Source organism: Roseiarcus sp. (assembly GCF_049514155.1).
In the GTDB taxonomy this organism is placed as follows: Bacteria; Pseudomonadota; Alphaproteobacteria; order Rhizobiales; family Beijerinckiaceae; genus Roseiarcus.
The window spans coordinates 33,690-54,624 of record NZ_JBEKVH010000005.1 but is presented as its reverse complement, the minus strand read 5'-3'; the positions used below and the strand labels follow the sequence as shown (position 1 = coordinate 54,624).

General features: G+C 70.1%; 18 protein-coding genes. 11 read left to right on the top strand and 7 right to left on the bottom strand.

The genetic code is table 11. From position 1 onward, the window contains the following. On the top strand, positions 1 to 941 hold a 941-nt coding region (locus ABSF49_RS01535; RefSeq protein WP_424110868.1), incomplete at its 5' end, for a class I SAM-dependent methyltransferase. Beyond that, on the top strand, positions 938 to 1,468 hold the full coding sequence (locus ABSF49_RS01530) for a dTDP-4-dehydrorhamnose 3,5-epimerase family protein (RefSeq protein WP_424110867.1): 531 nt from the start codon (positions 938 to 940) through the stop codon (positions 1,466 to 1,468). The genes ABSF49_RS01535 and ABSF49_RS01530, both read left to right, overlap by 4 nt. A gap of 257 nt (positions 1,469 to 1,725) precedes the next feature. Here the strand turns inward: ABSF49_RS01530 and ABSF49_RS01525 are convergent, their stop codons facing one another. Together ABSF49_RS01525 and ABSF49_RS01520 are read right to left on the bottom strand one after the other, a co-directional pair. Then, positions 1,726 to 2,961 carry an allantoate amidohydrolase gene (locus ABSF49_RS01525; RefSeq protein ID WP_424110866.1) on the bottom strand — a complete coding sequence of 412 codons (1,236 nt, stop codon included), beginning with the start codon at positions 2,959 to 2,961 and terminating at the stop codon, positions 1,726 to 1,728. A gap of 14 nt (positions 2,962 to 2,975) precedes the next feature. Continuing rightward, complete coding sequence (locus ABSF49_RS01520) at positions 2,976 to 4,235, bottom strand: urate hydroxylase PuuD (protein WP_424110865.1); 1,260 nt, start codon at positions 4,233 to 4,235, stop codon at positions 2,976 to 2,978. A gap of 155 nt (positions 4,236 to 4,390) precedes the next feature. Between ABSF49_RS01520 and ABSF49_RS01515 the strand changes: the two genes are divergently transcribed. After that, positions 4,391 to 5,092 carry an SDR family NAD(P)-dependent oxidoreductase gene (locus ABSF49_RS01515; RefSeq protein WP_424110864.1) on the top strand — a complete coding sequence of 234 codons (702 nt, stop codon included), beginning with the start codon at positions 4,391 to 4,393 and terminating at the stop codon, positions 5,090 to 5,092. Positions 5,093 to 5,145: 53 nt separating this feature from the next. Here the strand turns inward: ABSF49_RS01515 and ABSF49_RS01510 are convergent, their stop codons facing one another. From ABSF49_RS01510 to ABSF49_RS01490, 5 genes are all read right to left on the bottom strand, one after another. Then, on the bottom strand, positions 5,146 to 5,883 hold the full coding sequence (locus ABSF49_RS01510; protein ID WP_424110863.1) for a DUF1194 domain-containing protein: 738 nt from the start codon (positions 5,881 to 5,883) through the stop codon (positions 5,146 to 5,148). 91 nt (positions 5,884 to 5,974) lie between these two features. Next, positions 5,975 to 7,198 (bottom strand): hypothetical protein, encoded by a 1,224-nt coding sequence (locus tag ABSF49_RS01505; protein ID WP_424110862.1) that lies wholly within the window; start codon positions 7,196 to 7,198, stop codon positions 5,975 to 5,977. A gap of 352 nt (positions 7,199 to 7,550) precedes the next feature. After that, on the bottom strand, positions 7,551 to 9,083 hold the full coding sequence (gene amaB, locus ABSF49_RS01500; protein ID WP_424110861.1) for an L-piperidine-6-carboxylate dehydrogenase: 1,533 nt from the start codon (positions 9,081 to 9,083) through the stop codon (positions 7,551 to 7,553). A gap of 35 nt (positions 9,084 to 9,118) precedes the next feature. Next, positions 9,119 to 10,402 (bottom strand): NAD(P)/FAD-dependent oxidoreductase, encoded by a 1,284-nt coding sequence (locus ABSF49_RS01495; protein WP_424110860.1) that lies wholly within the window; start codon positions 10,400 to 10,402, stop codon positions 9,119 to 9,121. Positions 10,403 to 10,658: 256 nt separating this feature from the next. Beyond that, positions 10,659 to 12,020 (bottom strand): FAD/NAD(P)-binding protein, encoded by a 1,362-nt coding sequence (locus tag ABSF49_RS01490; RefSeq protein WP_424110859.1) that lies wholly within the window; start codon positions 12,018 to 12,020, stop codon positions 10,659 to 10,661. 202 nt (positions 12,021 to 12,222) lie between these two features. Here ABSF49_RS01490 and ABSF49_RS01485 point away from each other — a divergent pair, with 202 nt between their 5' ends. The 8 genes from ABSF49_RS01485 to ABSF49_RS01450 all read left to right on the top strand — a co-directional run bounded on the left by ABSF49_RS01485 (position 12,223) and on the right by ABSF49_RS01450 (position 20,935). Next, complete coding sequence (locus tag ABSF49_RS01485) at positions 12,223 to 12,465, top strand: hypothetical protein (protein WP_424110858.1); 243 nt, start codon at positions 12,223 to 12,225, stop codon at positions 12,463 to 12,465. 157 nt (positions 12,466 to 12,622) lie between these two features. Beyond that, positions 12,623 to 13,783 (top strand): 2-aminoethylphosphonate--pyruvate transaminase, encoded by a 1,161-nt coding sequence (locus tag ABSF49_RS01480; protein ID WP_424110857.1) that lies wholly within the window; start codon positions 12,623 to 12,625, stop codon positions 13,781 to 13,783. A gap of 11 nt (positions 13,784 to 13,794) precedes the next feature. Then, positions 13,795 to 15,042 carry a phosphonoacetate hydrolase gene (gene phnA / locus ABSF49_RS01475; RefSeq protein ID WP_424110856.1) on the top strand — a complete coding sequence of 416 codons (1,248 nt, stop codon included), beginning with the start codon at positions 13,795 to 13,797 and terminating at the stop codon, positions 15,040 to 15,042. Beyond that, positions 15,039 to 16,490, top strand: coding sequence for a phosphonoacetaldehyde dehydrogenase (gene phnY, locus ABSF49_RS01470; protein WP_424110855.1), 1,452 nt, complete (start codon positions 15,039 to 15,041; stop codon positions 16,488 to 16,490). The genes phnA and phnY overlap by 4 nt, the downstream gene beginning before the upstream one ends. 19 nt (positions 16,491 to 16,509) lie before the next feature. Next, positions 16,510 to 17,823: a (R)-1-hydroxy-2-aminoethylphosphonate ammonia-lyase gene (gene pbfA / locus ABSF49_RS01465; RefSeq protein WP_424110854.1), complete on the top strand. Its 1,314-nt coding sequence runs from the start codon at positions 16,510 to 16,512 to the stop codon at positions 17,821 to 17,823. Between the two features lie 104 nt (positions 17,824 to 17,927). Then, entirely contained in the window at positions 17,928 to 18,944 is a 1,017-nt protein-coding gene (locus ABSF49_RS01460) for a 2-aminoethylphosphonate ABC transporter substrate-binding protein (RefSeq protein WP_424110853.1), read from the top strand. Position 18,945: 1 nt separating this feature from the next. Beyond that, a complete protein-coding gene (locus tag ABSF49_RS01455; RefSeq protein ID WP_424110852.1) occupies positions 18,946 to 20,088 on the top strand; it encodes an ABC transporter ATP-binding protein in 1,143 nt (380 codons plus the stop codon). Beyond that, positions 20,081 to 20,935: a 2-aminoethylphosphonate ABC transporter permease subunit gene (locus ABSF49_RS01450; RefSeq protein WP_424110851.1), complete on the top strand. Its 855-nt coding sequence runs from the start codon at positions 20,081 to 20,083 to the stop codon at positions 20,933 to 20,935. Before ABSF49_RS01455 ends, ABSF49_RS01450 begins: the two co-directional genes overlap by 8 nt.

Here is a 20,935-nt window from a genome sequence, read left to right as displayed (position 1 = left end):
CGCGCTCGATGGTGGTCGAGATCGCCTCCAACGACGGCTACCTGCTGCGCCATTTCCTCGCCGCCGGCGTGCCGGCGCTCGGGGTCGAGCCGGCGGCCAATGTCGCGGCGGCGGCGGTCGCCAGCGGCGTCCCGACCGAAGTCGCCTTTTTCGGCCGCACGACCGCGGCGTGGCTCTCGACGCGCGGCGTCAGCGCCGACCTGATCGCCGCCAACAACGTGCTCGCCCATGTGCCCGACATCCGCGATTTCGTCGCCGGCTTCCCGATCCTGCTCGCCGCCGAAGGCGTCGCGACCTTCGAGTTTCCCCACCTGCTCAATCTGATCCACGACGTCCAGTTCGACACCATCTACCACGAGCATTTTTCCTATCTGTCGCTGACGGCGGTCGAGACGGTGTTCGCTTTGGCCGGCTTGCGCGCGTTCGATGTCGAGCCGCTCTCGACCCACGGCGGTTCGCTGCGCCTCTTCGCCTGCCGCGCCGGCGCCGCCCATCGCCAGACCGACCGGCTCGTCGCCCTGCGCGCCAAGGAGCGCGCGGCCGGCCTTGACCGGCTCGACGCCTATCGCGGCTTCGCGCCGCGGGTCGAGGCGGTCAAACGCGACTTCCTCGCTTTCCTCGCCGCCGCGCGCGCCGAGGGCAAGCGCGTCGCCGCCTACGGCGCGGCGGCCAAGGGCAACACGTTCCTCAACGTCTGCGGAATCGGCGCCGACGACATCGTCTGCGTCTTCGACCGCAGCCCGGCCAAGCAAGGCCTGCTGCTGCCCGGCAGCCACATCCCCATCCTCGCGCCGGAGCGGCTCGCCGACGCGCGGCCGGATTATCTCCTCGTGCTGCCGTGGAACCTCTTCGAGGAGATCCGCGCCCAGACCAAGACGATCGCCGACTGGGGCGGTCGCTGGGTCGTCGCGCTGCCGCGCTTCGAGGTGATCGCGCCATGAAATTCGCGCCGACCGCATTGCCGGGCGTCGCGCGCGTGTCGCTCGATCGCTTCGTCGATGCGCGCGGCTTCTTCGCCCGCCTGCATTGCCCGGAGGAATTCGCCGCCGCCGGCTTGCCGTTCGCGCCGCAGCAGACCAGCCTGTCGCGCAACGACGCGGCCTTCACCCTGCGCGGCCTGCATTTCCAGGCGCCGCCGTACGACGAGGCGAAGCTGGTGCGGGTCGTGCGCGGCGCCGCCTTCGACGTCGTCGTCGATCTCCGCCGCGACAGCCCGACCTACAAGGGCTGGATCGCCGCGACGCTCAGCGCCGAAAACGGCGAAGCGCTGCTGATCCCGGCCGGCTGCGCCCACGGCTTCCTGACGCTCGAAGATTCGACTGACGTGCTCTACCAGATCGACCGCATGCACGTCCCCGGTCAGGCGCGCGGCTTGCGCTACGACGACCCGGCGATCGGCGTCGTCTGGCCCGCCGCGCCGCGCGTCATCGCGCCCGCCGACCTCGCCTGGCCGGGGCTGGCGGAGTGACGCTCGCTTGGGCAAAAGGCCTTTCTGATATTCAGAATGCGTGCTATCCTTCTTTTTCGATGGAATCCCACCTCGGCTCGCCCAATGACCGCTTCCGCTCTCTCGCCTTCCGCCGCCGGCCCGCGCGAAGCCGACCGCGCCCTTGACGCGCCGCAACATCTTGATCGCATTGAGAATTCCGCCGCGGCGTCAAGCCCCGGACTTGACATCGCTTGACAAAACTTGACGAAACTTGACGTCAGCCTTGACGCCGTCAATCACGCCGCTCGGAAATCCTCGGCGAAGCGGGTCAGCGCGGCGAGGGCGATGGCGCAATCGTCCGCGCTGATCGACTCGGCGGGGTTGTGGCTGACGCCGCCCTTGCAGCGGACGAACAGCATGCCGGCCGGCCAGCGCTGGCCCATCACCATCGTGTCGTGGCCGGCGCCCGACGGCAGCAGGCGCGGATCGGCGCCGACCGCGACGACCGCCGCCGCGAGCCCGGCGACGATCGCCGGGTGGCAGACGTAGCCGGCCGCCTCGTGGGTCGGCGTCAGTTCGTCGAGCCTGACGCCGCGACGCCGGGCGATCGCCTGCATCGCCGCGGCGATGTCGGCGACGGCGCGGCGGCGGGGCTCGTCGAGCGGCGCGCGGATATCGATCGTGAAGCGCGCCCGACCCGGGATGACGTTGACGGCGCCGGGTTCGACGTCGAGCCGGCCGACGGTGGCGACCAGTTCGTCCTCGGCGCGCGCGCGCGCTTCGATCGCCAGCACCATCTCGGCGGCGGCGGCGAGCGCGTCGCGCCTGAGGTCCATCGGCGAGGCGCCGGCGTGACCGGCGCTCCCCGTCACGACGGCGCTGAGCCGCGTCGCGCCGTTGATCGCGCTGACGATCCCGAGCGGCCGGCCCTCGGCCTCCAGCACCGGCCCCTGCTCGATATGCAGTTCGACGAACGCCGCCACGCCGTCGGCGCGCGCCGCGCCGAGATGATCGGGGTCGCCGCCGAACGCCTTCAGCGCGTCGCGCATCGTGACGCCGCCGGCGTCCTTCTGCGCCAAGGCTTCCGGCTCGTTGACCCCGGCGAGGCCGCGCGAGCCGGTCAAAGTGTAGGGGAAGCGCACGCCCTCCTCGTCGCCGAAAGCGACGATCTCGAGCGCGACGTCGAGCCGTCGCCCTTGCGCCGCGAGGCCCTCGGCGAGGCTGAGCGCGGCGAGCGCGCCGAGCGCGCCGTCGTAGCGGCCGGCGTCGCGCACGGTGTCGATATGCGAGCCGATCATCAGCGCCGGGGCGCCCGGCCGCCGGCCTTCGTAGCGCGCGCGGACGTTGCCGACCGGATCGATGCGCGCCGCAATGCCGCTCTCTTTCGCCCAGGCGATGAACTGCTCGGCGGCGCGCCGGTGCGATTGCGACAGGCAGAGCCTCGTCAGTCTGGGCGGGTCGTCGGTGAAGGCGGCGAGCGCGTCGAGCCGCGCCATCAGCCGCCGCGCCTGGCTTTCCGTCGTTAGCGCCATCGCGCGCTTGTCCCTCAATTGCCGGCGAGCGACGCGCCGGCGAGCCAACGGCCAAGCACGCGGCGCTCGGCCTCGGTCATCTCGGTCAGGTTGTTGGGCGGCATGGCGTGGGTCAGCACCGCCTGCATGCGGATCGACGGCGCCAAAGCGGCGATCCGCTCCGGCGTATCGAGCATGACGCCCTTCGGCGCAATGCCGATCCCGTCCCAGACCGGCTCGGGCGCGTGGCACATGACGCAGCGGGTCTCGACCACGTCGACGACGTCCTGCGGCGCGCGCGGCAGATCGAGGCCTGCGGCGAGCGTCGGCTGGGGCGTCGGCGCGAGGCCGAGTTCAGGCCGCATGCCGGGCGAGGACGCCATCGCGACCCAGAACGCCGCCCAGATCGCCACGGCCGCCGCCAGCCACGCCCACCACGGCGCCTTGCCGGCGTCCTCGTCGGCGTGCCAGCGGTTGTAGAAGTAGCGCACCAGCGCGCCGGCGACGACGACGCAGGTGACGATCGCCGGGATCGCGGCGCGATTGGCGAAAGTCACCGGATAGTGGTTGGACAGCATCATGAACAGGACGGGCAGCGTGATGTAATTGTTGTGGGTCGAACGCTGCTTGGAGCTCTTCGCCCATTGCGGCTCGGGCTCGCGCCCGGCGATCAGCGCCGCCACCGACTTGCGCTGGTTGGGCATGATGACCAGAAAGACATTGGCGGTCATCATCGTCGCCATCAGCGCGCCGGTGTGGATCAGCGCGCCGCGCCCGGAGAAGACGAGCGTGTAGGCGAAGCTGGTCAGCACCACATAGCCGAAGCCGACCAGCGCCAGCAGCGCGTCGTGCTTGCCGAGCGGCGACTTGCACAGCAGGTCGTAGACGATCCAGCCGAGCGCGAGCGAACCGACGCCGATCGCCGCCGCCTGGATCGGGCTGAGCGGCATTACCGTCGGATCGATCAGGAAGACGCTCGATCGGCCGTAATAGACCCAGCACAGCAGGCTGAAGCCGGAAATCCAGGTCCAGTAGGACTGCCACTTGTGCCAGACGAGGTGATCGGGCAGCTCCGCCGGGGCGAGCGTATATTTGCTCATCTCGTAGAAGCCGCCGGCGTGCACCTGCCACGAGACGCCGGCGACGCCGGTCTTCATGCCCGGCATTCTGCGTAGGCCGGCGTCGAGATGCATGAAGAAGAACGAGGCGCCGATCCAGGCGATGGCCGCGGTCACGTGCAGCCAGCGCAGCAGGATCGACCCCCATTCCCAAAGATAAGGACCCCACGCCGCCATCGTCTTTCCCGCCCTCGTCCGCCGCCGCGCGCCCCCATCGAGCGGCGCGCCGATTGCGACAATAACGACGGCCCCCGCGCTTGCCCACGAAGAATCTCAGGAATATTTTGCGATTGGATTGGAGGCGGATTCGCCCCGTCGCGGGGAGGAAAGCCATGACGACGCCCTTCCATCGCGCCGCGCTCATCGTCGGGGCCGGACACGGCCTCAGCGCCGCGCTCGCCCGCCGTCTGGCGCGCGAAGGGATGCTGGTCGCGCTCGCCGCGCGCAACGTCGACAAGATCGCCGACGTCGCCGAGCAGACCGGCGCGACGACCTACGCCTGCGACGCCGCCGACCCCACAGCGGTGCGGAAGCTGTTCGCCGAGACGGAATCCCGCATCGGCGTTCCCGACCTCGTCGTCTACAATGCGGGGCTTCGCGTGCGCGGCGCGCTCGTCGAGATCGACGCGGAAGCGGCGCGCGAGGCGCTGATCGTCAACGCCTATGGCGCGTTCCTGGTGGCGCAGGAGGCGGCGCGGCGCATGATCAAGAGGGGCGACGGCGCGATCTTCTTCACCGGCGCTTCGGCGAGCGTCAAAGGCTACGCAAAGTCGTCGCCGTTCGCGATGGGCAAGTTCGCGCTGCGCGGGCTCGCTCAGAGCCTGGCGCGCGAGCTGGCGCCGCACGGCGTCCACGTCGCCCATTTCGTCATCGACGGCGCCATCCTCGGCCCCAGCCGCATCGAGGACCCCGACCGGCCGGATTCGCTGCTCGATCCCGAGGCGATCGCCGAGACCTACCTGCACGCCCTGCGCCAGCCGCGCAGCGCCTGGACCTGGGAATTCGAGCTCAGGCCGTGGGTGGAGCCGTTCTAACGGGCCCATTAAGAGTCCCTTCTCCCCGTAGACGGGGAGCGGGGCATCGTTCGTCAGTCGCGCGACGCGATCTCGGCGGTCAGCTTGCGGATCATCGCGTCGCCGAAATTGCCGAAGTCGTCGATCGGCACGACGAAGGCGCCGGGGCCGCCGATGACGTTGTCGTGGTAGTACTTCGCCAGCCCGCCGGGCGGGTTGGTGTGCAAAGCGAGATAGCCGCCCTGCGCCGCCGCGCGGCGGTTGAAGATGGCGAGGCCGTTGATCACCGCGCCGGCCTGGAGTGCGGCGTCGCGCGCTTCGGTAACGCCGCGCCCTTGATTGCTGGTGCCGTCGCCCGACACGTCGATCACCTTGCGGTCGGCCTCGATCCCGCCTTCGGCGAAAAGCCCCATGGCGAAATCGAGCGCCGAGCCGATCGCCGTGCGGCCGAGAAAGGAGCGCGGCGAAGCGGTCAGCGCGGCGGCGAATTTCGCCGCGTCGGTCGAATTGCGCAGCACCGTCCAGTCGACGACGATCGCCTGCTCGCCCTCGCCCGCCCATTCGACATAGGCGAGCGCGATCGCGCCGTGCGGGCCCGAACGGATGGCCTCGATCACCTTGTCGCTGACGATCGCCGCCGCATAGCCGCGGCGCTGCAAGTCGAATTCCTCGTCGTCGATGCTGCGGGAGACGTCGGCCGCGAGCACGATCGCCGCGTCGACGGTCTCGTCGCCGCGCGCCGGCGACGCCGCGGCGAAGAGCAGCGCGAGGATCGCCAGACCAAGACCCGGACCCGCTCGACCAAACCGCATCGGACGCTCCCGCTCGCGCCCCCCGTCCGCGAGCAGAGCGACGGCGCGGCGCGGCGTCAATGCAAGTTCGCGTGACGGCGATCGGCGCCGTTCATGGCGTCCGTTCGAACAGCTCCCAGCTCGAAAGCTCGGTTCGACCCTGCGCGGCCAAGGAATAGTCGCTCGCCAGCGCGACGCGGATCGCGTCGGCGTAGGCGGCGGATTCGCAGACCGGGCGCCGATCGGGGTCGTCGAACACCACGTAGCGCGGCCTGGCGCCGAGATCGGCGACGAGCGCGGGAAGACCGGCCCCGGGGAAATCGCAGAGGATGTGCGCCCAGTGGAAGATCGGAGTCGGCGGTCGCAAGTCGGTGACGATATTGGCGAAGGCGGCGCCGTTGACGACCAGCAGCCGGTCGTCGCGCCGCGGGCCTGTCGCCGCGACGGCGGTTCTGATCTGGCGGAGCGACAGGTCATCGACCCGCGGCAGTTTCTCGAGCATCGCCAGGCCGCGGCCGGCCATCGCCGCCCAGACGGCGACTGCGCCGAACACGGCCAGGGCCGCGGCGCGGCGCCCCGACCCCTCGGCCTCGAAGCGCGCGCTCACCGCCTGGGTCGCGATGAGCAGCGCCGGCGCGATGAGCGGCGTGACATAGGTGCCGCAACCGGCGCGCTGCGCCGCCAGCCCCGCGGCCTCGATTCCCAGCCAGACGGCGGTCGCGCGGAGCGCCAAGCGTCCCCCGGGCCTGGCCGGCCGCGTCAACGCCGCCGCGGCGACGATCAGCACGACCGACGCCGGGAAGAGGCAGTCGGCCCACGAAGACAACGCGGCCCCGAGCGCGACATCGGCGCCGCGCCGCCAGGCGGCGACGACGACGTCGGCGATGAAGGCGTCCGCGGCCCCGAGCCAGACGTAGTAGAGAAAGAAGCCCGCCGGGACGATCGGCGTCGCGGCGGCGAACGCGGCGAGGACGCCCAACCGGTCGCCTTTCGCCCCCGCCCTCGCCCACAGCACGTAGGCGACCGCCAGCGCATCGATGACGCAGGTCTGCTTGATCGCGCAGGCGAGGCCGATCGCCAGGCCCGCCGCCGCGGCGCGGCGGCGCCCGAGCGGCCCGCCGAACGCCAGCGCGAAAGCGACGAGCAGCGTCGCGTTGATCATCTGGTAGACGACGTCGCCGCATACGACCATGAAGATCGGATAGAGCGCGACGCAGGCGATCGCCGCGACGCGGTCGCGCGTCGCCGCGATTCGGTAGAGAGCCGCCCCCGCGACGCTCGAGGCGACGACGGCGACGATCTTCAACGTCGAAAGCGTCGGGCCGAGCAGCGCCACGGCCGCGGCGAGAAAGGCGAAACCGGCGGGTCCCTTGACGTCGTAAGCCGCGACATAGGGCGGTAGGCCCTCCGTCCAAAGTCGGGCGACCTCGAGGAAGAAGGCGTCGTCGGCGTCCTGACGGGCGAAGGTCGGCAGATTGACCAGAAGGGTCCAGACGACGATCGCCGCGACGACGACGAAAGGCCGCGCCAGGGGGCGTGCGGCGGCGCGGCGGTCCGTGTCGGGGCCGGGCCGACGGCAGAGGAACTCATGGGCCAGCGCACCGTCTGCGAAGGAACGTTCGCCCCGGATTACGCCCCGCCGCGGTTAAGATTGCCTCACTCGCCGCCGCGCCGGCCCCGCCAGCGCTTCAGACGTCGAACTTGACCCCCTGCGCCAACGGCAGGCTGCGGCCGTAGTTCACTGCGCTGGTCTGGCGGCGCATGTAAGCCTTCCATGCGTCGGAGCCGCTCTCGCGGCCGCCGCCGGTCTCCTTCTCGCCGCCGAAAGCGCCGCCGATCTCGGCGCCCGAGGTGCCCATGTTGATGTTGGCGATGCCGCAGTCGGAGCCGACCTCGGACAGGAAGCGCTCGACCTCACGGATGTCGGTGGCGAAAATCGACGACGACAGGCCCTGCGGCACGCCGTTGTGCAGCGCCAGCGCCTCGTCGAAGTCGCGATATTTGAGCACGTAGAGAATCGGCGCGAAGGTCTCCTCGATCACTGGGCCGACCTGCGCCGGCATCTCGACCAGAGCGGGGCGGGCGTAGAACGAGTCGGCGCCGTTGACATCGACGCGCTCGCCGCCATGGACGATCCCGCCCGCGGCCTTGGCCTCGGCGAGCGCCTTCTGCATCGCCGCGAATGCGCCGCCGTCGATCAGCGGGCCGACCAGCGCCGACGAAGCGGTGGGGTCGCCGACCGAAATGTCGCGATAGACCTTCGCCAGCTTGGGCGCCAAGGCGTCATAGACGCTCTCGTGGACGATGAGGCGGCGCATCGAGGTGCAGCGTTGGCCGGCGGTGCCCATCGCGCCGAAGGCGACGGCGCGCAGCGTCAGGTCGAGGTCGGCCGACGGCGTGACGATCGAAGCGTTGTTGCCGCCGAGCTCGAGAATGCCGCGGGCGAAGCGGCGCGCCAGCCGCTCGCCGACGATCCGGCCCATGCGGGTCGAGCCGGTCGCCGAGACGACCGGCACGCGCTCGTCGTCGACCAGCGCCTCGCCGACCGTGCGCCCGCAGATGAGCAGCGTCAGCAGCCCATCGGGCGCGTCGGAGCCGAACTTGGCCGCCGCGCGGCGGTACAGCGCCTCGACCGCCAAGGCGGACAGCGGCGACTTCTCCGACGGCTTCCACACCACCGAATCGCCGCAGACAAACGCCAGCGCCGCGTTCCACGACCACACGGCGACCGGGAAGTTGAACGCCGAGATGACGCCGACGACGCCGGCCGGCCGCCACGCCTCGGTGAGCTTGTGGTCGGGGCGCTCGGACTGGATCGTCAGGCCATAGAGCTGGCGCGACAGGCCGACGGCGAAGTCGCAGATGTCGATCATCTCCTGCACTTCGCCGAGCCCCTCTGACTCGACTTTGCCGACTTCGATCGTCACCAGCCGGCCGAGCTCGGCCTTGGCGGCGCGCAATTCCTGGCCGAGCAGGCGGACGAGCTCGCCGCGGCGCGGGCCGGGGACGCTGCGCCATTTGAGGAACGCCGCGTGAGCGCGGCCGATCGTCGCTTTCGCGTCGCCGACGGTCGCCTCGTCGAGCGTCGCCAGTGGCCGGCCGTCGATCGGCGAACGGACGACCAGGTCCGCGCCCTTGAGACGCCGGACGTCGACGCCGAGCGACTCGAGGATGCGGCGGGTCTCGCCGGCGAGCTTGGAATCGGGAACGGGAACGGTCATGGGCGGTTCTCGACGGTTTGGCGCCGACGCGGGGCCTAGACCCGAGCGTAGACGAAATGGGCGGCCTGAGCGCCGACTTCGTAGAAGGCTTCGGCGACATGGCGCAAGGGCGCCGTTTTCGGCTCGCTGACCGGCAGCGGCAGGTCGGCCTCGCCGACCGCGCCGAGCGCCAATTCGGCCAGGCAGCGTCCGAACACCGTGCCGGGCGCGATGCCGCGGCCGTTGTAGCCGCTGAACGAGACGACATGGCGCGCGAGGCGGTGGAAGCGCGGCAGGTGGTCGGCCGTCATGCCGATCATGCCGTACCATTCGCCCGCGAATTCGACGCCGGCGAGCCGCGGGAACAGTTTGGCGAGCGACCGCCGCGCCCAGGCGCGGTGGATCGGCAGGCCGGTTCCGCGCAGCGCGCCGACGCTGCCGAACACCAACCGGCCGGCCTGGTCGAAGCGGAACGAGCTCAACACCTGGCGGGTGTCCCAGCAGCCTTGCCGCTCCGGCAGGATCGTGCGCCGGGTCGCCTCGTCGAGCGGGACGGTGGCGAAGTTGAAATAGGGCAGATGGGTCAGCTCCGCCCGCAGCTCGGCCCACGGCGCGACCGTGTAGGCGTTGGTGGCGACGAGGACCCATTTCGCTCGCGCCGCGCCCTGCGGCGTGCGCAGGATCCAGCGGTCGCCGTCGGCGCGGCAGCCGAGGACCGGGCTGGACGAGAACACGCGGGCGCCGGCCGCGATCGCTGCGCCGGCGAGACCGCGCGCATAGGCGAGCGGCTGGATCGTCCCGGCGCGCTCGTCGAGCAGCGCGCCGGCGTAGGCGTTCGCGCCGATCTTCGCCGCCGCCTCGGCCTTGTCGAGCAGGCGCACCGGAGCGCCGCGCGCGCGCCATTGCCGCTCGCGCTCCTTCAGTTCGGCGAACCCGCTCCGGTTGACTGCGCAATGCAGCGTGCCGACGGGCTCGATTTCGCAGGCGATTTTGTGCTTGTCGACGAGTTCGAACACGACCCGCGGCGCGTCGCCGAGCAGCCTCAGCAGGCGCTGGCCGTATGTGTCGCCCAGCGTCTTGGGCAGTTCGTCGGGCATCACCCACATGCCGGCGTTGACCAGGCCGACGTTGCGCCCGGAGCCGCCGAAGCCAATCTCGGCGCCGTCGAGCACGGCGACCGTCGCGCCGCCCTCAACCGCATGCAGCGCCGCGGAGAGGCCGGTGTAGCCAGCGCCGACGATGGCGATGTCGCAGTCGATGTCGACCTCCAGCTTCGGCGCCGGCGGCGCCGCAGGAGCGGTCTGTTCCCACAAGCCGTGGCTCAGCGGATCGCCGTTCATAGCGCGCCTCCCTCTCGCCGCGGGCGCCGATCGGAAAAGAACGCGCGAATGCCGGCCGCTGAGGCCATCGACCTTCCTCCTTGTTTCAGAAGATTGCGCGCCAATCCCGCCGGGCGGCCGCGCCCGGCATTCTAAGCTCGGCCAACTTCGCTAGGGAATAGCGCATCTGGCGCCATGCGGCGATGGGACGCGGGCGGTCGGTGCGCCAATCCGGGTTTCGGCGCCTGTCGACGCGAGCGGACTCGACCTGCTGGGCTCAGCGGCCCGCATTCGCCTTGAGGCCGCGCCCGGCCGCGGACGGCGTGTGCGCCTTCGTCAACGCATCGGCGAGCGCGGCGCATTGCCGCCGGATGTCGGGGATGGCGATGCATTCCCAGAACGCGGCGCGCGCAAGCGGGCCGATCGCCTTGATCCGCCGCGAAACCGCGCCCTCGGCGCCGACGAGGCCGAACTCGGGCGCGACGTCGAAACCGATGCCGAGCGCATCCGGCCGCGCCGCGCCGCGCTTCAGCAGCGCGCGCAGCAGCGGATTGGCGCTCTTCAGCGGCTGCTCGCAAAGGCCGGTGCAGTCGATGATCCGCGCGAAGCGTCGCGGCTCCGCCGCGCTGGCGCCGCGGCGCAGGATGTCGACCTCGATCTCTTCGCCGCTGCGGCGGGCAGCGACGACCCGACCGGCGACGAGCTCGAGCTGGCCGGAATCGACGAGCGCGCCGAACGCCGCCTCGATCTCGGGCGCCATGCGATGGCGGTGGACGTCCCAGTAGACGCGCGCGTGGCGCAGGAAGCGGCGGCGCTGTTCGAGGCTCATCGCGCTCCACAGCCGCTGGGTGTGCGGCCTGAGCGCGTCGACCGCCGAGCGCCAGTCGGCGCCTTCGGCGGCGAAGCGGCGCAGCCACGCGAGCAAGTGCGACAGCTCGGCGCCGAAAGGGATTTCGCTGGCGTTCACGCTGCGCGGCGGCGCCAGTCGGTGCGCCGTCGGCAGTAGGCCGCGACGCGACAGGACGACGATCGGACCGCGCTGGCCGCGACGTTCGAGCGACAGCGCCATGTCGACCATGGTCAGGCCGGAGCCGAGGATGAGGATCGGCGCGTCAGGCGAGAGGCCTTCGAGCGCGCCGGCGCTCCACGGCTGCTCGGCCGGAAGACCGCCGAGCGTCGGCTTCGCGTCGTGGCCGGTGGCGAGGATCGCGACGTCCGCAGCCAACGTTTCGCCGGTCGAGAGGGCGAGCCGCACGCCATCGACCCGCTCCTCGACGTCGAGACAACACGCGCGTTCGCGCCGAACGAGGCCGTTGGACAGCGTCTGCTCGGCGAGGTCGGCGAGGTAATCGCCGTAAAGGCCGCGCGAGATGAACGAGAACGGGCTCGTCGCGCCCGTGCCGCGGCGCCGGTTGAGCCACGCGGTGAGGTGGTCAGGCTCGTCGGCGAACGCGCTCATATTGGCGACGCGCACGTTCAGGAGATGCCGGGGATCGTCGGTGGCGTAGGCAAGCCCGCGGCCGAGCGTCTCGCCCGGTTCGACCGCCACGATTTCATCGATGGCCGGGTCGAGCCGCCGCGCAAGATGCGCCGCCGCGAGGATTCCGGTCGCGCCGCCGCCGACGATCGCGATTCGCATGGCCTTCTCCATATAATATAATCTACTATGATTATAGACACAGTATAAAAATAGCCATTGTCAAGTCGGCGGCGGCCGGCCGCAGATTCACGGGCCATCGACGGGCTTGCCAAGGCCGCCGCGGCCTCGGGAATCACCCGGAGTTGCGGCGGACGGCGGCGGCGCGCGACAGTCGCGCGTCAACCGACACCGCGAGGCGGCGATGGATTTCGATAGCCCGACGGCCCTGCGCGCGCGCGTGGTCGCGCTCGAAGAAACGGTTCTGCTGCTCGCCAGCGTAATGGCGAGCTATCCGCAGACGCGACGCGATCTCGAGGTCCGGTTCGCGGAACTCGCGGCCCACGCCGAAGCGCGCGGCGCGTCGGCGGCGGGCAAGGTCCTCTACGAAACTCTCGCCGAGCAGATGGCCCAGCTGCAATCGCTTTCGGGCCTGACTCGGCATTGAGGGTCGCCGAAAACCCGAGCGTCCATTCCCTCGGCCGGGCCTCAACGCGGCGCCTCTATCGCCTGGCGCGCGCGCGACTGTAACAAATCCGTCGCATTGCGAGGCTAGCAGGCGAACTATAGACGTCGAGCTTGGCGTCGAGGTCCGCGAGCCGGTCATGCCTTCCCCAGTGCAATCGCGCGCGTCGGCGCGCTCCGAAACCGGCGATCCGCTGCTGCTGACGCCCGGCCCGTTGACGACGTCGAAGGCCGTCAAGCAGGCGATGGTCCACGATTGGGGCTCGCGCGACGCGACCTTCATCGCCCTCAACGCCGAGGTCCTCGACAGCCTGCCGAAGATCATCCACGGCGAAGGCGCTTACGTGACCGTGCCGATGCAGGGCTCGGGCACTTTCGCCGTCGAGGCGATGCTGACGACCTTCGTCCCGCGCGACGGCGCCGTGCTGGTCTTGATCAACGGCGCCTATGGCCAGCGCGCCAAGCGCATTCTCTCCGTCGCCGGCCGCAAGACCTTTGTCCACGAGACGGCCGAGGACACGCCGCCCGATCTCGACGCGGTCGAGCGCATGCTCGAGGCGACGCCTTCGATCACGCACGTCTTCGCCGTCCATTGCGAAACGACGAGCGGCATTCTCAATCCGATCGAAAAGATCGCCGCCCTCTGCGCGCGCCGCGGCCGGCGGCTGCTGATCGACGCGATGAGCGCCTTCGGCGCGCTCGAGCTCGACGCGCCGGCGACGCCGTTCGACGCGGTCGCGGCCTCCGCCAACAAGTGCTTCGAAGGCGTGCCGGGGCTCGGCTTCGTCGTCTGCCGCCGCGAGGCGCTCGCCGAGACCGAGGGCAATGCGACGACGCTGTCGCTCGACCTGCTCGACCAGTGGCGCAACCTCGACAAGACCGGACAGTACCGCTTCACCCCGCCGATCCATGTCATCGTCGCCTTCCACCAGGCGCTGCAGGAATTCTGGGCCGAGGGCGGCGTCGCCGGCCGCGGCGGGCGCTACGCGGAGAACGCGCGCATCCTCATCGGCGGCATGCGTTCGCTCGGCTTCGAGACGCTGCTGCCCGACGCGTTGCAGGCGCCGATCATCGCCACTTTCCGCACGCCGAGCCACCCGAATTTCGTCTTTCAGCGTTTCTACGATTCGCTGAAGGACCGCGGCTACGTCATCTATCCGGGCAAGCTGACGGTCGCCGACTCGTTCCGCATCGGCTGCATCGGGCGTCTCTATCCCAGCCATATGCGCGGGGCGCTGGAGGCGGTGCGCGAAACGCTCGAAGAGATGGGCGTCGCGCTCGCGCCCGCGCCGGCGGCATGAGAGGAAATGCGATGTCGGAACATCCGCCGCGCGTCTCGGTCAACGGCCGCGACTATCGTTGGCCGGCGGCCCCGAGCGTCGTCATCTGCCTCGACGGCTCGGAGCCGGGCTATATCGAGACCGCGATCGACAAGGGCCTCGCACCCCATCTCGCCCGACTGATGCGCGACGGCGCCAACCTGACTGCGCTCAGCGTCATCCCGAGTTTCACCAACCCCAACAACCTGTCGATCGTCACCGGCCGGCCGCCGAGCGTCCACGGCGTCGCCGGCAATTACTTCCTCGATCCGGCGACGGGCGAAGAGGTGATGATGAACGACGCGCGCTTCCTGCGCGTCGACACGATCATGAAGGGCTTCGCCGACGCCGGCGCACGCGTCGCCGTGGTCACCGCCAAGGACAAGCTGCAGGCGCTGCTCGCCAAGGGGCTCGATTTCGCCGCAGGGCGGGCAATCGCTTTTTCCGCCGAGAAGGCCGACCAGGCGACCCGCGCCGCCAACGGCCTCGACCACGCGCTCGCCTTCGTCGGTCAGCCGCTGCCGCCCGTCTATTCGGCGGCGCTGTCGGAATTCGCCTTCGCCGCCGGCGTCAAACTGCTCGCCTCCTTCCACCCGGACGTCATGTATCTGTCGACGACCGACTACGTTCAGCACAAGGCGCCGCCCGGCTCGGCCGCCGCCGACGCGTTCTACGCGATGGTCGACCGCCATGTCGGCGCGCTCGACGCCGCCGGCGCGGTCGTCGTCCTGACCGCCGACCACGGCATGAACGACAAGCACCTCGCCGACGGCTCGCCCGACGTGCTCTACCTCCAGGACGTCGTCGACGCGCTGCTCATTCCCGGCGCGGCGCGCGTCATTCTGCCGATCACCGACCCTTACGTCGCCCACCACGGCGCGCTCGGTTCCTTCGCCACCATCTATCTGCCGCCCGAAGTCGACCGCGCGAAAGTCGTCGCCGCGCTCGCCGCCGAGCCGGGCGTCGAAGCGGCGATGGAGCGTGAGGAGGCCTGCGCCCGTTTCGAGCTGCCGCCCGACCGCGTCGGCGACATCGTCGTTCTCTCCGGCCGCCACAAGGTTCTGGGAACCACCGCCGCGCGCCACGACCTTTCCGGGCTCGCCGAACCGCTGCGCTCGCACGGCGGCCTGTGGGAGCAGCGCGTGCCGATGATCGTCAACCGCCGCCTCGCCGGCCCGACGCCCGAGCCGCTGCGCAATTTCGACGCTTTCGACGTCGCCCTCAACCGGATCGCTCGATGAACGTTCCCGCCGTCCTCCCCTTCCGCCGCGAGGCGATGCGCATCGCGGGCAAGCCGATCGAGACCGGCGAGACGATCGACGTCTTCAATCCCTACACCGGCGCAGCGGTCGGCGCGGTCCCGGCCGCGCGGCCCGAGCACGTGCGCGACGCTTTCGCCAAGGCCAAGGCGTTCAAGCCGCGGCTGACGCGCTTCGAGCGCCAGCGCATCCTGCAGACGACGGCGGAGCTGCTGCGCGACCGCAAGGAGACGTTCGCGCGCCTCATCACCGCCGAGTCGGGCCTGTGCTGGAAGGATTCGCTCTACGAGGCGAGCCGCGCCTACGATGTGTGGTCGTTCGCGGCGCAGCTCGTCATCAAGGATGACGGCGAGATCTATTCCTGCGACATCAGCCCGAACGGCAAGATGCGCAAGATCTACACCACTCGCACGCCGCTCCTCGGCGTCGTCGCGGCGATCACGCCGTTCAACCACCCGCTCAACATGGTGAGCCACAAGCTCGCGCCGGCGATCGCCACCAACAACCGCATCGTCCTCAAGCCGACCGAACTGACGCCGCTGACGGCGCTGGCGCTCGCCGACGTGCTCTACGAGGCCGGCCTGCCGCCGGAAATGCTGTCGGTCGTCACCGGCAATCCGGCGACGATGGGCGACGCGATGATCGTCGATCCGGATTGCGACCTCATCACCTTCACCGGCTCGGTCAAGGTCGGCAAACATATCGCCGAGATCGGCGGCTATCGTCGCCTGGTGCTGGAGCTCGGCGGCAACGACCCGCTGATCGTCATGGAGGACGCCGACCTCGACAAGGCGGCCGAGCTCGCGGTCATGGGCGCGACCAAGAATTCCGGCCAGCGCTGCACCGCGGTCAAGCGCATCCTGGTCGTCGACAGCGTCGCCGACCGCTTGGTCGAGAAAGTGCTGCCCCGCGCGGCGGCGCTCAAGTGCGGCGACCCGATGGACCCGTCGACCGACGTCGGCACAGTGATCAACGAGCGCTCGGCCAAGTTGTTCGAAGCGCGCGTCGCCGACGCGGTCGCGCACGGCGCCGAGCGGCTCTTTGGCGGCGAACGGCGCGGCGCGCTGTTCCCGCCGGTCGTCGTCGACCGGGTTCCATTCGATTGCGAGCTGGTGCGTGAGGAGACGTTTGGGCCAGTGATTCCAATCATTCGCTGCCCCGACGACATTGCCGAAGTGATCCGCATTTCGAACGCGACAACGTTCGGGCTGTCGTCGGGCGTCTGCACCAACCGCCTCGACTATGTCGGCCGTTTCATCGCCGAGCTGGAAGTCGGGACCGTCAACGTCTGGGAGGTCCCCGGCTATCGCATCGAGATGTCGCCATTCGGCGGCGTCAAGGATTCCGGCCTCGGCTACAAGGAAGGCGTGGTCGAGGCGATGAAGAGCTTCACCAACGTCAAGACCTATTCGTTGCCGTGGTCGGCATGAGATGACGCGCGAAGTCCCGTTGAGCGAAGGCGACGTGAACGTCAGCGCGGCGCGCGCCGAATGGCGCGCGTCTTTGAGCGAGCGGGCGCGCACGGCGGTCGACGAGGACGAGCGCTATTTTCTGCGCCAGTCGCTGTCGACGCCCTGCCTCACCGAGATCGTCCGCGCCGAGGGCGCGTGGCTCACCGACGTCGAGGGGAAGCGCATTCTCGATTTCCACGGCAACAGCGTCCATCAGCTCGGCCACGGCCATCCGAGGGTGGTCGAGGCGATCCGCCGCGAGATGGAGACCCTGCCCTTCTGCACGCGCCGCTATTCCAACCCGACTGCGACTGCGCTCGCCCGTCGGCTGATCGAAACCGCGCCGGCGGGGCTCGACAAGACGCTGTTCGCGCCGAGCGGATCGGCGGCGGTCGGCATGGCGCTGAAGCTTGCGCGCTACGCCACCGGCCGGCACAAGACGCTGTCGTTCTGGGATTCGTTCCACGGCGCCAATCTCGACGCGATCGGCGTCGGCGGCGAAGCCCTGTTCCGCCGCGGCCTCGGGCCGATGACGCCCGGCGCCGAACACCTGCCGCCGCTCGACCTCGCGCGCCGCTTCTTCGGTGACGACCATCCGTTCGACCGCCTCGCCGACCTCATCGACTATGCGCTCGACGTCCAAGGCGACGTGGCGGCGCTGATCGCCGAGCCGCTGCGTTGGACGACGGTCGCGGCGCCGCCGCTCGACTTCTGGCCGCGCGTCCACGACTCGTGCGTGCGGCATGGGGCGCTGTTGATCTTCGACGAGATCCCGAGCGGCTTGGCGCGCTCTGGGGCGATGTACGCCTGCGAACGGCTGGGCGCGACGCCCGACATCCTGGTGATCGGCAAGGGGTTAGGGGGCGGAATCATGCCGCTGGCGGCGATTCTCGCCGCCGGCGCGCTCGACTGCGCGCCCCACGCCGCGCTCGGCCATTACACTCACGAGAAGAGCCCGGTCGCCTCCGCCGCGGCGCTGGCGACGCTGGCGGCGATCGAGGACGAGGGGCTGATCGACCGCGCGCGCGATCTCGAGGCGCACGGCCTCGCCCGGCTCGTCGCCCTGCAGGCGAAGCGCGCGCGCGTCGTCGAGGTCCGCAGCTTCGGCGCCTATTTCGGCGTCGTGATCGGCGGCGGCGACGCGGCCGAATTCGCCGACCGATTGATGTACGCCTGTCTCGCCAAGGGGTTGAGCTTCAAGATCGGCGGCGGCGCGGTCGTCACGCTCTGCCCGCCGCTGACGATCGGCTTCGACGATTTCGATGCGGCGTTCGACCGGCTCGAAGCGGCCTTCGACGAACTCGACCGCTGAGCCGCAGCGACCGTCGCCGTAACGTCACATGAGCTTCACGAGCGCTTCATAGCCTGCCCCTAGGCCGGTCCCGGCTCCACTCCGGCGCCGAAAAAGGTGCATCCATGAAATCGCTAGTCAGCGCTCTGCTCGCCGGCGCGGCCGTCGTCGTCGCCGCGCCCGCTTTCGCCGCTTCCGACGTCGTCACCATCTATGCCGCCGATGGCCTGCACGACGGCAAGGGCAGCTGGTTCGAGACCCAGTTCGACGCCTTCACCAAGGCGACCGGCGTCAAAGTGCAATACGTCGAGGCCGGCTCGGGCGGCGTCGTCGAGCGCGTCGCCAAGGAGAAGTCGAACCCGCAGGCCGACGTTCTCGTCACCCTGCCGCCGTTCATTCAGCGCGCCGAGGCCGAGGGCCTGCTGCAGACGTTCAAGCCGACCGCCGCCGACCAGATCGACGGCGGCGACGATTCCTACCAGCCGCTGGTCAACAACTTCCAGAACTTCATCTACGATTCCGCCAAGCTCGACGCGGCGCCGAAGACCTTCGCCGACCTGCTCGATCCGAAGTTCAAGGGCAAGATCCAGTATTCGACCCCCGGCCAGGCCGGCGACGGCACGGCGGTGATGCTGCAGGTCATTCACGCCTTCGGCTCGAAGGACGCCGCCTTCGACTATCTCAAGAAGCTGCAGGACAACAACGTCGGCCCCTCGTCCTCGACCGGCAAGTTGACCGCGCTGGTCAACAAGGGCGAAATCTACGTCGCCAACGGCGATCTGCAGATGAACATGTCGCAGATGGCCGACAACCCCAACATCAAGGTGTTCTGGCCGGCCGGCCCCGACGGCGTGCGCTCGGCGATGCCGCTGCCCTATTACGTCGGTCTGGTCGCCGGCGCGCCGGACTCGGACAACGGCAAGAAGCTGATCGAGTTCCTGCTCGCCAAGGACGCGCAGTCGACCGTGTCGTCGATCGCCATCGGCGCGCCGGTGCGCAAGGACGTGACGCCGACCGACGCCAACTTCGCCAAGCTGCACGAAGCGATGCAGGGGGTGACGGTGTGGCAGCCCGATTGGACCGCCGTGCTCAAGGACCTGCCCGACGACGTCGCGCATTGGAAGCAAGCGACGGGGAGCTGACATGAGCCTCGCCGCTTTCGTCGACGAAGCGGCGATCGCCTCCGGCGCCGCGGAACTGCGCGGCGCCGCCTCGACCGTCGCCTTCGACCGGGTGAGCGTCGCCTATCGCGGCGCCGTCGTGCTGAAACCGCTCACCCTCGAGGTCGCGGCGGGCGAGATTCTGGCGATGATCGGGCCGTCCGGCTCGGGCAAGACGACGGCGTTGCGCGCCGTCGCCGGCTTCGTGCGGCCGGCGAGCGGCCGCATCCGCATCGGCGGCGCCGACGTCACCGACCTGCCGCCCTACGCGCGCGGCCTGGCGATGGTGGTGCAGAACTACGCGCTGTTTCCGCACATGCGCGTGTTCGACAATGTCGCCTTCGGCCTGCACGCGCGCCGGGCGCCGAAGGCGCTGGTCGAGGCGCGGGTCGCCGAGGCGCTGAACGTCGTCGGCATGGCGCCGTACGTGCGGCGCTACCCGCGCGAGCTTTCCGGCGGCCAGCAGCAGCGCGTCGCCATCGCCCGCGCGCTGGCGGTGCGGCCGAAGGTGCTGCTGCTCGACGAGCCGCTCTCCGCGCTCGACGCGCAGATCCGCCGCTCGATGGTCGAAGAGATCGCGCGGCTGCACGGCGAGCTGCCCGACCTCACCATTCTCTACGTCACCCACGACCAGAGCGAGGCGCTGACGCTCGCCGACCGCATCGCCATTCTCAAGGACGGGGCGCTCAGCGCGGTCGGACGGACCGGCGACCTCTACCGCCGGCCGCCCAATCGCTTCTCGGCGGAATTCCTCGGCCGCGCCAACCTGCTGTCGGTCGTCGTCGAATCCGACGCCGACGCCAGCGGCTTCGTCGCCGTGCGGGCGGGCGACGAGCGGCTCGTCGTTCCCGGCGCCGACGACCGCGTCGGCGCGACGCGGCTCTTGTGCGTGCGGCCGCAGAACCTGACGCTCGCGCCCGATGGCGCGCACTCGAACCGGCTCGTCGGCACGCTGCGCGAGATCCACTGGCAGGGCGAGCTCACCCATCTCGTCGCTCAGGTCGGCGACGCGCTGTTGCGCGTCGTCGCGACGCGGCTGCCGACGATTCCGGCCCGCGGCGAGCGGCTGGAGATGTTCTTCGCGCCGGCCGACGCGAGCCTGATCGCCGAGGACGCGGATGTCTGACGCCGCGGCCTCGCCGCATGGCGCGAGGGTCGATCTCGGCGCGCTGTGGATCGCGCCGCCGCTGATCGCGCTCGCCGTCCTGTTCCTCTATCCGCTGACGCTGATCGCCCATGCCGCGGTCTACGATTCCGGCGACGCGCTCAATCTCGCCGCGGCGTGGGCGACGCTCGGCTCGCGCGCCTTCGTCAACGCCCTCGTCAACACCGCCGAGATCGCGCTCGCTTCGACCGCCGGCAGCCTCGCCCTCGGCCTGGCGCTGGCGCTGATCATCGCCTTCGTCCCGTTCCCCGGCGCGACCTTCGTCGCCCGGCTGATCGACACGTTCATCGCCCTGCCGACCTTTTTGGCGACGCTCGCCTTCACCTTCCTCTACGGATCGGCCGGCGTGCTCAACGGCGCGCTGATGCAGTCGCTCCATCTCGCCGATCCGCCGGTTCATTTCCTCTATTCCGCCTGGGGCGTGATCCTCGCCGAGGTGACGGTCTATTCGCCGTTCGTGCTCAGGCCTCTGCTCGCCGCCTTTTCGCTGGTCGACCGCGGCCAGATCGAGGCCGCCAGCCTGCTCGGCGCGCGGCCGTGGCGGATCGTGCGCCAGGTCATCCTGCCGGCGGCGCTGCCGGCCGCGATCGCCGGCGGCAGCCTCTGCCTGCTGCTGACCGTCAACGAATTCGGCATCGTGCTGTTCATCGGCGCCAAGGGCGTCATCACCCTGCCGCTACTGATCTACGACAAGGCGATCCAGGAATCCGACTACCAGGCCGCCTGCGTGATCGCGATGGTCAATGTCGCGCTGTCGCTCGGCCTGTTCGGACTCTATCGGCTCGCCGCACGCCGATTGGGGGCGTGA